Raw genomic sequence first — 13,092 nt, 5'->3', positions numbered from 1 at the left:
GCCGTTCCCACTCGCACGATCACTGACCGACCGACCCTTCTCAGCAGTTCGCCAGAACCCGTTGCATTGCCTCCTTCTCTGCCTGCGTAATCCAAAGACTGTAAAGGGATTTGACATCGATCTGCCGCGACACATAGGTACAGCGGTAGGCCTTGTTCGGTGGCAGCCACGATGCCGCGTCAGAGTCTGACTTCTGGCCGTTCGTCGGACCATCCACCGCCTGCAAGTTCCGGGGGTCGTTGGCCAGGTTCTTTCGCTGTTCGGCGGTGAGCTGTTGAGCGCCCTTTTGCCAGGCGTCGGAGAGTGCGACGACGTGATCAATCTGCACTGCAGTTGAAGTGTTCTGTCCGCGAGTGAATTTGATGGTCGCATCCGTGTAGACGTCGTGAAGGGTTCCGGCGCTGACCACACAGTCTCTGCTATTCGGCTTGTAGGTGACGTCCACCAAATCGCGCCGCAAGATGTCATTGCGACCGTCGCATCCGTTGTGCCCCACCTTCTACTGTGACGTCGTCGGTCCACGCTTGCCCGAACTGACCGCGGTCGTAGCCAGTCTTCGGAGCGCGCCCTTTCACCGGCAGGGTGTCGAGCTTGCTGAGCGCGGCGGATGCGTCGAAAGAAGATGTTGCGGGTGCGGAGGAAGACCTCGCGTTGCTCGAAAAGGTGGGGAACGCTTCTGCAGCTGAGCATCCGGAAACGGCGATCGCTGCGACTGCTGCGGTAGCAGCGAGTATGGAAGGTGCCGAGCTGATTCGAATTCGCATCTGCGGTTCTCCTGAGGTTGTTGAATGGTTGATGGGAGTCGAGTTTTCCTGCAGCCGCGAGCGGGTGTTTCAACCGTCATCGCGAGTGCAGCATGTTTCGCGGCGGGGACGATTTCAGGTTGAGATTTGTTCACCCAATGCGTGTTCCACGTCGAGCAGTTGGGCCGACCTGCGTGCCGTGGTTGTTACGCAACCGGTCTGCCGTTGTCGGTGCGCGAAACAATTGGCCAGGTGTGACCCGGCGTGACACGCCCGCGATGCGGCGTCCGACGTTCTTGCTGACACTTTCGGTTCATGTGAAAGCCGGTAGCCGGTTCATGACTTCATAACTCATTGTGCGCATCGGCGCGGATCTGGGTGGTTCCTTCGCAAATTGCAACGCGAAGTACCTGCGGGGCTGCAGTTTCGGGTTTCACAACCGGAGAGTAGCGAGGACCTTCACCGCTGTTCCGGATCGCGCAATCCTCGGCGCCCCGATGAATGGGGCTGGCAGCGAACCGATATGACAGCATAACTGGGCGATCGCTCCTCGCGTCGAGGACTGATCAGAGCGCCGAGAAGGGAACGAATGATGGTTGAGGTATCCAAGGGATCGAAGGTCGATCTCACCGATCAGAGCTATACCGTGCGGATCGCCACTTCCAACTCAGCCGGCGCTGTGGATATCGCTGCAGTACTACTCACCAGTGCTGGTGTGGTCCGAAACGATGACGATTTCATCTTCTTCAACAATCCGAAAGCACAAGGCGTCAGCCTCGTCTCGGAAGAATCGATTTCGATTGATTTGTTGAGCTTGCCAGCTGAAATCAATCGTGTTCTCGTCACCGCGAGTACCGAAGCACAGCAGAAGCAGTTCCGCGACGTCCCTGGCCTTGCTGTCGAGGTTCGTGGACCGACCCAATTGCTGGCCTTCGCACCCACGGGGCTGACGACGGAGACAGTCCTGCAGGTCGTCGCTCTCTACCGGCGTGGTGCGACATGGCGTCTCGACGCGATCGGTCAGGGATACAGTCAGTGCCTGGCTGCGTTCGCCGTCGAACACGGTATCGACGTCGACGAACCCGCCAGTGCTCCCCCAACTCCCAGCGTTCCACCCTCAGCTCTCCCTGTTCCTGCCGCCCCTGCTCCCGGGACCCCACCTGCAGCCTCCCCTAGCAGTGGCGCGGTCACCGCCGCGAGGGGAATTTTCACCGCGGCCCGCGGTGCGTTGGCATCCGCCAGAACTGCTGTGGCCGCACCCACTGCGCCCGCACCTGAATCCGTGCCCCCGGTCGCGCAGACAGGGCCAGGAGCGTCGCCTATCTCGTTCGAGAAGGTGCAGGTGACGCTGACCAAGGACTCTCCAAGTCAGACAGCGCGAATTGACCTACGGAAAGGGAATGGAGACCCGAACTGGGTCTTGACGGTCGGTCTCGAATGGGATGGACGCGGCGCGACCTATGACAGCAATGGCAATGTGAAGAAGTACGGCACGGGAGATCTCGATGTGTACTTCTACTGCCGCAACGAGGACACCAATAAGTACGTCATCATCAGCGGCGACAAGGGGCACCAAGGCAACTTGAAGAAGTGGCCGTACATCCATCACTATGGCGACAGCAAGGGCCCCGGCAAAGGTAGTAAGCCTGCTGCGGAACAGGTTCGGGTTCTTCCGAACGAGAACGGTGACCTGCTGGTCAACATTTATCAGAGCGTGGACAACGGAGGCGGTGCGATCGACACATTCGGTCGTCCGCGCGTCGCGATCCGGTATGGGAAGGCCGGCAAGGGTGGGCTTCCAGGACCGGATGCGGACGAGATTTTGATCTACGTCGGCAACAGTAAGAATTCCTTCTGGGCGACTGTCGGGCACATCGATGTCCAGGACGGTGTGTTGACCGTCGATGGGGAAACCCGTTACAGCCGAGTCGGTAGTGAGCGGATGCCAGGTCTGGATGCGAGAAGCAAGTGGGTCCGCTCCCCCAAAGACGGACCTACCGGCCGCAGTAAGAGATTCAACGGGGGCCTCGGGTTGAACAAGTACAACGGAAAGTGTGACAGCTAGTGCACCGAGAGCGAAGTGCGAGGTTCGGATTCAGATGACTGATGTTCATCCCCGCGGTCGGGCGATCGGTGCCGCAGTCATGTGTCTCCGACCTGCACTCACCCTGTGGCAGAACCGTGGGCAGTTCCTTGAAATGCCTTCCGGATTGCTACGTTGAGGTTTCCCATTGGGCGTCGGTCCAATGGAGCTTTCCGCTGTTGCGCCGTCTGCGGATGGTGGTCGTCGTCCCGGGACCGAGCAGCGCACGGGTATGTGCGAAGTCGTCCCTGGCGCGCACCACTGTCACAGGTACCCGCTTGACGTTACCCGTCGATGAGGGCGGTCGAACCAATTCTTCTTCGACGGTGAGGGTTTGGGTGGCGATGAGTCCGCGCAGGGCAAGCGCTAGTCGGGGGAGGAGATCTCGGTCGGGGTCGGTGATGATCTCATCGAAGGTGAATTGCCCTTCGGAGTACACCTGGTCGTCTTCGGCTGGTTGAGCGGAGGCTGCCTCCAGATGTCGTTCACCGTTGAGTAGGTGATTGGGGAGGCTGGCACCGAACTTCATTGCGGCGGCGCGCAGTTGACCACCCTCGTCGCCTGTGACGGCGTTGCCGGTTCCGATCCAGTCAGCGATCCGCATTCCTGTGGAGGTCGGCCACCAGGTGAGTGCGGTGATGCCTTCGGTTTCCTCGAGCGTGCTGGGGGTGGCGAGCAGCGGCGCGGACAGCGTCAGATGGGCGTTCGGGTAAGGCAACTGAGGTAATTGCGCGGCCAGTGTCTCGACGTCACCAGTGGTCAGGGCTTGTGCGGCGGCGAGGGCTACGGCGACCGCTGCGGGTGACGCGACGAGGGTTGCGGCGGTGTCGACGCGGTCAGCGCGGTCGGCGAGCCATTGCGCGGTCATTGGCATCTCCGCGGCAGCAGCAAGTGCGGCGGGGTCTGCGGGTGCGTTGACAGTGAAGTCGTACGCGAACGCGAACCAGGCGGCTAGCAGCGCGGGTGTGTGGCCCTCAATTGGGTCGCCGGTGGCTGTGCGCCAGCGGGTGGCGTGTTCGACCTCGGTTGCTGCGCGTAGTCCGCCGGCGATGGGGTGGCGCAGCCATTGTGTGGCTGCTGCGCGATCACCTAGAGCGTTGCGGGCGCCGCGAGTGCTGTCCCACGTGGCTTGGATGCTGGGCTTTCGGTGTCCTGCTGCGCTCATCGGACCTCGTCTCGTTGGTTCGGGGATGCGGAAGAGTTCGGGATATGAGTGTGTGGCGGCGGTCGGTCCGGGTGCAGTAGGGACTGGCGGCCGGTCATGGCGTCCCGCTCGCGGTCCACTCGTTCGATGCCGCGTTGACGGGAGATGATCACTGCGACCGCGAGAATCGCGAAGGTGGCTCCCATCCCCACCACGACCGCAGCGACTGTCGTGAAGGGAAAGCTGGCGTTGGTCCAGCTCAGCGCAAAAGCAGGGTCTGCTGGACCCGCGACCGTCGCGGCTCTGTCCAGCAGATAGAGGATGCGCAGTTCGACCCAGCCGAGGACTGCACCGGTCAGGGCGCTGCCGCCGACGATCGCTGCGAGCGCGAAGTCGGACATGCCTCTGCCTGGTGGGGGTGCCATAGTCGGCGACAGTAAGCGGGCCCTTCACCACGATTGATGGGTGGCCGGGGCGAGTGCCTGCCAGGTCGCGATTGCCACACCCAACGGCCGTCCCTTCTGCCTTAGACTGCGCGAGATGACGCCATCTCCGCCGGATCACTCGGGACACCCCAGTGGGTTCGCGTTCAACTACAGTTTTTGGTTCGGATGCGCCTGTGGAGTACGCAATCGGGTTTCGTCCGATCTGTACATGTCCCTCCGAGAGAGCGGCGATCCCGATCTCTCTTGCGAGTGTGGGGAACCAATCGACATTGGCGACCCAGGCCCAATCCTTCGGGATCTCGACGATGTCGACTACATCTCCGGGAGAATCGACAAGCACTATTGGTACCACTCATCCACCTATGAAAACTGGCCATCTGAGACCTACGAGCAGGACGTACGCGACGAGTACTCCCGCGTTGAAGTGTGGTCTGAAGAGTTCCGCGACGAGGCAGTTCGAGACAAGATCTCGGTGGCAATTCACCTGGGCACGTACGCCGCCGCCGTAGAAAACATGCTGCGCCGACCAACGGATGAACAGACCTCTGGTCGCGACTACTGGTTACACCAGGTCCGAATCAGGCTGGGACCCGGCGACCTGAGCAGTGATCTCGACGACGAAGGGTGGAGTATCTATGGCAATTTTCCCGCTCGAGAACTAGATCGGCGCGGCGTGCGCGCCGTCCGATACGTGAACCTCCACGAGGCACCCGGATCCATCTCACTCGCAATCCACCCAGGAGCGATCACCGACATCATCACGGAAGTGCGGTCGATACGCTTGCCCGTTGAGGACGCAGCGGCCCCTGTCGTTCCCGACAGCGACACCGCGACAACGAAAGCCATCTCCGACTTGGAAGCGACCGAAGAGCTGCGCCCTGACATCACCGGAGTTCCTGCGGACCAGAGTTTCGAGAGCCCCTTCAAATTCCGAAGCGCGCAAAGGCGGGGCGAGGTCAGCGACGAGGCGATAGCTGTCAACGAACAGCTTCACCGGTATTGCGAAGAACGAGATGAGGTTTGGGCGTCACTGCACCGCGAGTCGGTCGCGGCCTATCTCGGTGAGGTGAGCTCCTGGGTTCACCACCGGTTCAGCGGCGCACTGGCGACAATGGCGCCGGCGGCTGACGAAAGTCCTGAGGCGTACCACCTCCGATTCCGCATGCTGGCGGGTCTCCTGGTACAACCTCACCTCGTAGTCCAGCAATTCGAAAAGGCACGGTGGAGGAAACTTGCCTGACCCAGGCGAGGCGTCCCTGGCGTCCGCATAAGTGCGTACCCCATCCGGTCGATCGCGCCGGGAACGCAGCACTCCCCTCTCGACAAAGATTGCCTTCAAACCCGATGTGCGACGGACGAAATGGCGGTGAACTGGGTTCCTGCAATCTACTGCTGGGCTCAGAAGCGGCTGGTCTACCTCCGCACGCGGGGCGGTAGGTCGAGCTCGCGGAACTGGCGTTGAGCTTCATCAGCCAGCCAGGGGTAGATGCGTGCGATCTCGATCAGCACCCTCTTCTTGATGACGTTGCCAGCGGTATCGGACAGCTGCTGGCCACCGGTCTGGCGAACGTGGTTCCGATGAGTGTCATAGCGTGATCCGGTGTGTCGCAACCAGTTCACGCAGAGCCGTTTGAGGAACGCTTCGCTGGAGGTGGTCTCGGCGGGTCGTTGTCCGGGAGCGAGTCGGGAATTGAAGTGTGCAATCGCTCGGCGGATCAACACCGCTGGTGCGAGCACGGTGACCGTGACGTCCACGAGTTCGGCTGCGTGCATCAGCTTTTGGCGATCCGGGTCGGTCATTTCGCCGACTCCGGAGCGGGGTTGAACGCTGCGGCACCCTTTTGAGCTAGCGTGTCGGCCTTCGCGGACGACTTCGCCGTGGCGCACGAGCGACGCAGCACTACCCCGTCGATATCGAGGACACACGTCACATGTATGTCCGTGTCGCTGCCTGATGCAGCCGCCGGTACCAGTCCGCGCCAGGCTTGTCGCTGTGTGCTCATCGTGACTCCGCCCTGCTCGGATCCGCTCGATGTTCTGGATGGTGTCGCGGCGGTAGATGTCGGTGGTTGCGTGCCGGGGAGGTTTTCGCTGTAGGTCGGCGGTCCTGGGTCCGGGCCGTCCTGCGGGATGGCGACGATGGTTCGCACCAGGTCGTCCTTGGTTGACGTGCACCGCTCGTTCGATTTGTGGATGGCCGACCACACTTGGTCGCGCTGATCGCGGGCGACGATAGCTGCGGTCACCGTGACATTCGTCGTTGCGCTGGAATCGAATTGGTCGAACGTAGTCACTGGGTCGGTATCACCGTCGTCTATGAAAATTCGGGTTGCTTCCAGCCGGATCCCTTCCCCCTCCCCGTCGGTTGCAAGTCGGCCTCCTCCGCATGCCAGGGTTTCCAGTCGGTCGCCGGTGAGGGTTCGCATCGTCGGGTCGGAGCGGCTGACGCCATCGGTCCAGGTCTTCACGGTGGTGCCGGCGATCGCGCCTTCGGCTGGCAGCACTGCGGCGGCGACCGATTGCAAATCACTCGCGCGGAGATCCGCCGGCCCGGTCATCGAGGAGGACAGCGCCAGACCGCCGGCGACGGCCACGGCCACTGCGGCGACACCGAGCCCGCCGTAGACAGCGAGTGTGCGCCGTGACCAGCCGCGTCCGACACCTATCTCCGTATCGATGTCGTCTACTTCCGCATGTTTTGCCGGCAGGGGGTCGGGGTCGTGGGTGCTGTCGTAGTCGGCGGAACCGAACGCTAGAGCGCCGCGGCACAGGGTGTGCTGCGGGTGCGGCATCACACGAGCACCACGGGATGAATATGCTCGGACAGCGCTCGAGATGGCGGGATCGTAGGCGAGTCCTCCGCACAGCAACAGTCCTTGTTGCTCACGAACATCGGCCGCCTCCGGATGAGCGGCGTCCAAACTCCTGAACAGCTCACCGAATGCACTCACGAAGAATTCGGCGCCGGTTTCATCGACGTCTTCACTCGACAATGTGATCGGTCCGACGGGTTTCGGAAGTGCGACTGCGACGGCGTCAACGTCGGAAAGAGCCTCGCGCCCTGCCCTTATTCGTGGCACTCCGGCGAAAGCCCACCGCGCGTCGAGCGCCAGCTCGCTGTGATCTGCGGCAGTGAGAGCATTGGCGAGCAAGATCCGATCGAAGATGTCACCGCCGTCCTCGACGGCGGCAGTGGCGGCGATCCGCGGACCGCGTGTACCTCCTCCCACCATCACTGCTGCGAGAGCTGACGCCCCACAGTCGATGACGATTCGGTGGGCGCCTACGGCAGGCGAAGGAGCTGAGTACGCGAAGGCCTTGTCGGAGGGCACCATCACGACGGGGCGGCGGAGTGCTGCATGGATAGTGAGCTGGAATCGTCTCTGCCGGTCGTGATCCCACCAGAACGGGACCACGGTCATGATCTTCGCCGGCGGCGAGCCGAGTAACGCAGCGGCGGCATTGAGAATCGGGTCGAGCAGGATGGCCAGCAGGGTGTCTGCGGACCAAGCCACTCCGTCGATGACCGTTGATGCGACGTCGAGTCGGTCGATGACAGAGCCCAATTGAGGGATTGTGGGCGCGTCGTCTACGTGTGGCGGCCGGGGGGTGCCTCGATCGACAACCAGACGGGCCGGGACAGTGTCGGAGTTGTCGACGCGTACAGTCGCGATCCGGCCGTTCCGGTCACGGACAGTCGCACACACTGTGGTGGCGCCGATATCTAGCGCGAGGGCGGTGCTGAGCATGGGGCGAATACTCGCTGACGGCTTCTCCAGTTTCGCATCGCTTGCCGCCCTTCCTTGCCGTGAAGCGAAGTCATCGGCGCCCGGGACCGAGTTGTCTGTAAATGTGCCCCCATTCGGCCTCGTAGTTCACAGGAGCCAGGTTCGCGGCGTCGAGGGAATCAAGCTGGGCGGCAATCGACTCGAATGCGGCCACGTCGCCTCTGACTCCGTCCGGCCGGACCACGATCTGGAGATGTCGGGTTTCCCTATGGATGCGAGCTGTTCGTTGACGGACACCGAGCCAGAGTCCAAGACCCGCCGCTGCTGTGATCACAGCTCCATCAACGCCAAAAGCAATCGCCACAAAGCCGAGAATTAGCAGCGAAAACATAGATCCCGTCCAGGTTGTTGCGCGCATGCGGATACGCATGAGGGCCCGCTCGCGCGGGCTCGCGCCGGGCGGGAAGATGGAGAGCGTGACCAAATATGGGGGAAGGTCTATACCTAAGTGCCCCCATCGTGCTGACAGTGGCAACCCTGCATGGAGGTGCAGCTTTATCGGTTTCCTGCGTTCGCGCCGGTCGGGTGCGCCTGCGCCTCCAGATCCTGTCATCGTCGTCTCCTTGCTCGGCTGTGTGATGTCGGCCTGTTGCTGAGTTGAGGCCATTCAGCCGCGCCACTGCGGGTGATAGCGGCCAGTCACTGTAGAGCGAGATGTTCCTTGAGATGTTCTCCACCGCGGCTTCGATCGTCGAGGAGGCTTGTCTCAAGCCTGTGTGGAGAACCAGTCAGGCATGGTGACGACGACACTGGCGCCCACCACCGAGAAGAGGACCTTGCGTGAACCGTCGCATCTATTTTCCTGCAGCAGTTATCGGCCTGGCTGCAGGAGTCGTGGCCGGCTGCAGTGACGCACCTACCGACACCTCCGGCCCCAGTACCGACGATCTCCGTGGCCACGCTGTCACCGCGCTGGACTTCCCTCGCTCGGTGTTCGGCGAATGGGAGGTCACCGACCCGGAGATACGTCCAGCTGACATGATCCCGGCAATCGCGCAGGCTGTCGGGACCACCGATGAATGGGAAGTAGACTCCGCCGACTGCGCCCCGGGGGGTCGGCTCGGCGCTGCGTTCTGGTCCACGTCGCGCGGAGCCGGTCCCTGGGCGGGACAGATGGGAGAAGCTCCGAATGCCAGTCAGTCTTTCGTCGCGACCGTGGCAACGTCGGATTCCGCCGGGCTCAATGCAGTGTCCGATTTTGCTGAGCAGTGTGCGGACTACACTGTCACCGCGGGGGGCCGCAGCGTCGCTGTCACCACCAAGCTCGCCAACAGTGAGCCGCTGCGGTACGGGCTTTCTGACGCACGGGTTTTGACAACTACCGCCACTGTGGCCGGCGATCCCTCACAGGTGTTCTCAACGTTGACTGGTGTCGGACAGGTCGACGGCCGGGTCGTGACGGGTCATTTCACCACCATCGGCGGGATCGAAGGCGCAGTCATCAATATCGCCGGCAACTGGTGGAACATCGTTGCCCGCAAGGCAGTTTCCGGAGCAACCAGTTAAGAGCTCCCCTGTTGTGTCCGTCGCATCTCAGAACTACCTCCCAGCGTTCCAATGATCCGTACGCCACACTGATGCCACGAGGCCCGCGACCCCAGCGAACGCAGGTGTCAGCCTCGCGGCGTACACAAATAACGAGAAAGGGTGCACTAGATGACCAACCCCAATCAAGACCCCTCGAAATGGCGAGATAAAGCGCTCGAACTCGTAGAACAATCCGTCGAAGCGGCTAGCGAGGGACGACCGGATGTGGCGAACACGCTTGCGACTCAGGCCCAGGTGTACGCAAACTTGCACCAAACTCACACGTCCGGAGCAATTGCCGCCGATCTTATCGACATAATCCGAAAAGGATTCGGAACTTTGGACAACTCTCTGGAAGAGATCTCCAGGCGACTGCCTGCCAACTGAGGCTGCGAAAGGGTGGGGGCCGGAAACGCTCGGCCCCACCCGTAGCGAGGTGTTCCGCGCAATTCACATAGCGTGATATCGACCAGATCCCCTTTCGGACAGCCTTCTTCGCGTTATCGGGCGGCAGGCGCGACGCTCCTTCGCATCAGCTTCTCGTGCATCTGAAGGATATGTGCGGGTAGCGGGCCGGGGTTTCGGAGTGTCGGTTCGGGGAAGGGTTCGCCGGGTGCGTCGATCATGCGTACACGGATGACCGCGCCCGGCCGGTCGAGTGCCCAAGCGTGGGTGTGGCCGGGTCTGGCGTACGACTTCGCTTCCGCGCCATATACGAAGCGAGAGTCGTCCACGGCCAGTTTGAAGCGTTTGTTCTGTGCTTGGGAGGCCTGCCCGCCCTTATTTCCGTGATCGAGCGGTGAGAGAGCATCCTGAACGGCGCGCAGGAGCTTGTCCCGGTCCGGTGGCTGCATCGCTGGAATCCGCGGGGCCTGACCAGCGATCTCTGGGGCGATCCGCTGCTGCTGGTCTTCGAAGCGCTTGGGGAACGGCATCGTGAACGCGACATCGATCAATGCCGGTCCGTCGATAGGTTGCCACTGCAGCCCGAGCTCGCGCAGCGCTTCGCCGGTGATGTTGTCGCGCCAGGCGTACATCGACGGGTCGGAAGCTTTCACCCTGCCGGCGGCGACCGCGACCATCGAGCCTTGGCTTTTGGGGTCGCCGTGGACGACCAGCCAGACTGTCCGGTCAGCGCGGGTGACCATGCCGCCGAGTGCCGCGTCAGTGACGATCGCATCGCCGGTCGATTGCTGTGCGGTGCACCGTTTGTTCGAAACCGCGCGGGCCGCCGATGCTTTTGAGCGCTTGCCTGCTGTTGTGGCTTTCGGGCCCGCGGACAGTGTCTTGAGTGGGTGGCGGCAACGGCGGCATTGTGGAAGATCGGCCGGCACAAGCCAGTTGCATCCGGTGCAGATCAGATGAGATCCATTGTCGATGAGTTCCTGCGCGGAGAACTTGGCCATGTGGATGACGGTAAGGAGCGGGTTCTCCGGCCCAGTGGGTGCGGCGTTGTGGTGGTGGAGAACCTTGCAGGCACACTCGCTTTCCGAGGAGCCAGTGACGCAGTGTTACGACTGAAACACTGTCGCATGGCGTCTCTAGTGTCGTTCCCAAGAGATAACGACGAGTCACCCGAGGAGCGCTCATGTCCACCATCGCCACCCGCCCTGCAACCGGCGGCGCACGTTTCGTCGCCTACGACCGCAATGTTGTGCGCATCGGCAACCCGGAGGACGGATCGGCGATCTCGGTGCGCGCCGAGACGTGGGTCGAGGAGTACGCAACCATCAGAGTGGCTCAGTACCAGGAGAAGTCGTCGGGCGGATTCGACACGGTGTACATCCAGTTCGACGCTGCAAGTACCGGAGCTCCCGGCATGACTCACAATTTCGGCGCATCGACGGAGGCTGGAGGCGCGGTCGCTGCCCGGCTCAAGCATGCGTGCGACACCCAGACGCCGGTCTATGTGGCTATCGAGACTCGTCGGCGAAAGCACGTCGAAGGCAAGAAAGATCAGCCCATCGACGTGCTGACCCCGATCCACACGTTGCGCGGCGCGGCTGGTGAATCGCTCTCGGGGCAGCCTCAGGCAACTAAAGCCAACTGCGCCAAGGTCATTGTCGTCGTCGGTGGAGTCGAGGATCTCGACGACACCGCCGTCGCCAGTGAGAAGGAGCTGCGCTCGGACCTCACTGAGTGGCCGCTGCTGCGCGGGAACAAACTCGGCGACCTGCCTCCGGAGGGTTGGCGTTGCATGGTTCGCGATGGCAAACGGACCGGTGGTATCACCCAGGCCCCCGTCAACAGCGCAAGCACCGACACCGCAGCGCTCGCCACTGCGGTTGCAGAACAGCTCGCCGCTCAGTTCGGTACAAGCGCGAACCAGCCCGGCCGGGTCGCGTCCAAGCCCGCAGGGGTGCGGCGCGCCGTCGCGGCAGAAGGCAAGCCGTGGGAGCCACTCAACAGTGACGGTCGGCCCAACGCCGGTAGTGACCTGGCCGCAAAGATTCGAGCCACGCACGAGTCGGCGATCTACCTGCTGACTGGTGCTCTCGAGGCTGCTGCCGAGGATGAGCTACCCGAGATGACCGCCGAGCAGTCCCTCGACCACGTGTGGAAGTTGACCGACATCCTGTTGTGGATCGGCGACAAGACGCAAGAGCATGTCGTTGGACGCGCAAACCGGCTCGATCGCTCCCACAAGGAAGCTGGAATGTGGGTGATGCAGGTCATCAACACCCGTTTCCCCTATTCGGTGGAACACATTGCGAACGAGGAAGCCTGCCGTAAGTGGGCAATGGAGGTTCTCAACGCCGCCAAGGACGATTTCATGCAGACCTATCAGCGGATGGCGAAGTTCTTGGAAGTCGATCTGACGACGACGACCGACGCGAAGGGGGCCGCGCAGGTGGCGGCTTCCGCAGCGCCGCAGCAGCTCGAGCAGTCGACCGCCACCGAGGCTCGCCCGCAGAGCGTTGATCAAGGCATCGCACAGCGTGAACCCGGTGTTGCCGAGACACGTTCGCAGGGTGCCCAGCAGTCTCGCCCTCAGCAGCAAAACCTGAACCAGGGGCGCCCCCAGAACGCCGGAGAGGTCGCCGCGTCCGTCGACGCATGGAAGGCACTGGCCGCTTCGGTCGAGATGACCGAGCACATAGATCAGCTTCGATTCATCCTCAAAGCAACGTTCGGGGTGCCCCGGGGGATGCTCGGGGAGATCGAGGCATCTGCGTTCAACCGGCAGGTCGCTAAGTGGGCAACCAACCCGGCCGCGTTCCGGCAGGCCGCCGAGCAGGCATTCGTAGCGGACCCCGAGAACCGCCAGCAGAAGGCCAGCTGACAGCAACCGATTCTGATGGGTCCCGAGTTGAAACACCTGACCCACCACCGCGGCACAGTCATACCCGACACCGCATCA

The 13,092-nt window shown here is 62.4% G+C and carries 11 protein-coding genes and 1 pseudogene; 5 read left to right on the top strand and 7 right to left on the bottom strand.

The features are described 5' to 3' along the window. Positions 1-43 precede the first annotated feature (43 nt). Positions 44-764: pseudogene (locus ACFWEM_RS28495) on the bottom strand (HNH endonuclease family protein); the annotation flags it as partial. Between the two features lie 571 nt (positions 765-1,335). Here ACFWEM_RS28495 and ACFWEM_RS28490 point away from each other — a divergent pair. Further along, positions 1,336-2,808 (top strand): TerD family protein, encoded by a 1,473-nt coding sequence (locus ACFWEM_RS28490; protein ID WP_378539145.1) that lies wholly within the window; start codon positions 1,336-1,338, stop codon positions 2,806-2,808. A 148-nt stretch (positions 2,809-2,956) separates the two neighbouring features. Here the strand turns inward: ACFWEM_RS28490 and ACFWEM_RS28485 are convergent, their stop codons facing one another. Beyond that, a complete protein-coding gene (locus tag ACFWEM_RS28485) occupies positions 2,957-3,991 on the bottom strand; it encodes a hypothetical protein (RefSeq protein ID WP_378539118.1) in 1,035 nt (344 codons plus the stop codon). Further along, positions 3,988-4,395, bottom strand: coding sequence for a hypothetical protein (locus tag ACFWEM_RS28480; RefSeq protein WP_378539117.1), 408 nt, complete (start codon positions 4,393-4,395; stop codon positions 3,988-3,990). The genes ACFWEM_RS28485 and ACFWEM_RS28480 overlap by 4 nt, the downstream gene beginning before the upstream one ends. 445 nt (positions 4,396-4,840) lie before the next feature. Here ACFWEM_RS28480 and ACFWEM_RS28475 point away from each other — a divergent pair, with 445 nt between their 5' ends. Next, on the top strand, positions 4,841-5,656 hold the full coding sequence (locus tag ACFWEM_RS28475; RefSeq protein WP_378539116.1) for a hypothetical protein: 816 nt from the start codon (positions 4,841-4,843) through the stop codon (positions 5,654-5,656). A 173-nt stretch (positions 5,657-5,829) separates the two neighbouring features. On the opposite strand, the gene ACFWEM_RS28470 is transcribed toward ACFWEM_RS28475, so the two are convergent. From ACFWEM_RS28470 to ACFWEM_RS28460, 3 genes are all read right to left on the bottom strand, one after another. Further along, positions 5,830-6,216 carry a hypothetical protein gene (locus tag ACFWEM_RS28470; protein ID WP_331888580.1) on the bottom strand — a complete coding sequence of 129 codons (387 nt, stop codon included), beginning with the start codon at positions 6,214-6,216 and terminating at the stop codon, positions 5,830-5,832. Continuing rightward, positions 6,213-8,165, bottom strand: a complete 1,953-nt coding sequence (locus ACFWEM_RS28465) for a hypothetical protein (RefSeq protein WP_378539115.1) — start codon at positions 8,163-8,165, stop codon at positions 6,213-6,215. The genes ACFWEM_RS28470 and ACFWEM_RS28465 overlap by 4 nt, the downstream gene beginning before the upstream one ends. Positions 8,166-8,235: 70 nt before the next feature. After that, positions 8,236-8,757 carry a DUF6611 family protein gene (locus tag ACFWEM_RS28460; RefSeq protein WP_378539114.1) on the bottom strand — a complete coding sequence of 174 codons (522 nt, stop codon included), beginning with the start codon at positions 8,755-8,757 and terminating at the stop codon, positions 8,236-8,238. 227 nt (positions 8,758-8,984) lie between these two features. Here ACFWEM_RS28460 and ACFWEM_RS28455 point away from each other — a divergent pair, with 227 nt between their 5' ends. Together ACFWEM_RS28455 and ACFWEM_RS28450 are read left to right on the top strand one after the other, a co-directional pair. Then, positions 8,985-9,710 (top strand): hypothetical protein, encoded by a 726-nt coding sequence (locus ACFWEM_RS28455; protein WP_378539113.1) that lies wholly within the window; start codon positions 8,985-8,987, stop codon positions 9,708-9,710. A 150-nt stretch (positions 9,711-9,860) separates the two neighbouring features. After that, positions 9,861-10,118 carry a hypothetical protein gene (locus ACFWEM_RS28450; protein WP_378539112.1) on the top strand — a complete coding sequence of 86 codons (258 nt, stop codon included), beginning with the start codon at positions 9,861-9,863 and terminating at the stop codon, positions 10,116-10,118. A gap of 113 nt (positions 10,119-10,231) precedes the next feature. On the opposite strand, the gene ACFWEM_RS28445 is transcribed toward ACFWEM_RS28450, so the two are convergent. Beyond that, positions 10,232-11,137 (bottom strand): hypothetical protein, encoded by a 906-nt coding sequence (locus ACFWEM_RS28445; protein WP_378539111.1) that lies wholly within the window; start codon positions 11,135-11,137, stop codon positions 10,232-10,234. Positions 11,138-11,319: 182 nt separating this feature from the next. On the opposite strand from ACFWEM_RS28445, the gene ACFWEM_RS28440 reads away from it, so the two are divergent. Further along, positions 11,320-13,014: a hypothetical protein gene (locus ACFWEM_RS28440; RefSeq protein ID WP_378539110.1), complete on the top strand. Its 1,695-nt coding sequence runs from the start codon at positions 11,320-11,322 to the stop codon at positions 13,012-13,014. The last annotated feature ends 78 nt before the right edge of the window (positions 13,015-13,092 follow it).

Origin of the sequence: Rhodococcus sp. NPDC060176 (genome assembly GCF_042728675.1) — a bacterium.
GTDB lineage: Bacteria > Actinomycetota > Actinomycetes > Mycobacteriales > Mycobacteriaceae > Rhodococcus_F.
The sequence above is the reverse complement of the archived record's forward strand: the minus strand, read 5'-3'. Positions and strand labels throughout refer to the sequence as shown.

Coding starts and splice junctions, on each gene's coding strand:
- ACFWEM_RS28485 (WP_378539118.1), bottom strand. CDS start 3,991: ATGAGCGCAGCAGGACACCGAAAGCCCAGCATCCAAGCCACGTGGGAC.
- ACFWEM_RS28490 (WP_378539145.1), top strand. CDS start 1,336: ATGGTTGAGGTATCCAAGGGATCGAAGGTCGATCTCACCGATCAGAGC.
- ACFWEM_RS28465 (WP_378539115.1), bottom strand. CDS start 8,165: ATGCTCAGCACCGCCCTCGCGCTAGATATCGGCGCCACCACAGTGTGT.
- ACFWEM_RS28450 (WP_378539112.1), top strand. CDS start 9,861: ATGACCAACCCCAATCAAGACCCCTCGAAATGGCGAGATAAAGCGCTC.
- ACFWEM_RS28445 (WP_378539111.1), bottom strand. CDS start 11,137: ATGGCCAAGTTCTCCGCGCAGGAACTCATCGACAATGGATCTCATCTG.
- ACFWEM_RS28440 (WP_378539110.1), top strand. CDS start 11,320: ATGTCCACCATCGCCACCCGCCCTGCAACCGGCGGCGCACGTTTCGTC.
- ACFWEM_RS28480 (WP_378539117.1), bottom strand. CDS start 4,395: ATGGCACCCCCACCAGGCAGAGGCATGTCCGACTTCGCGCTCGCAGCG.
- ACFWEM_RS28460 (WP_378539114.1), bottom strand. CDS start 8,757: ATGACAGGATCTGGAGGCGCAGGCGCACCCGACCGGCGCGAACGCAGG.
- ACFWEM_RS28470 (WP_331888580.1), bottom strand. CDS start 6,216: ATGACCGACCCGGATCGCCAAAAGCTGATGCACGCAGCCGAACTCGTG.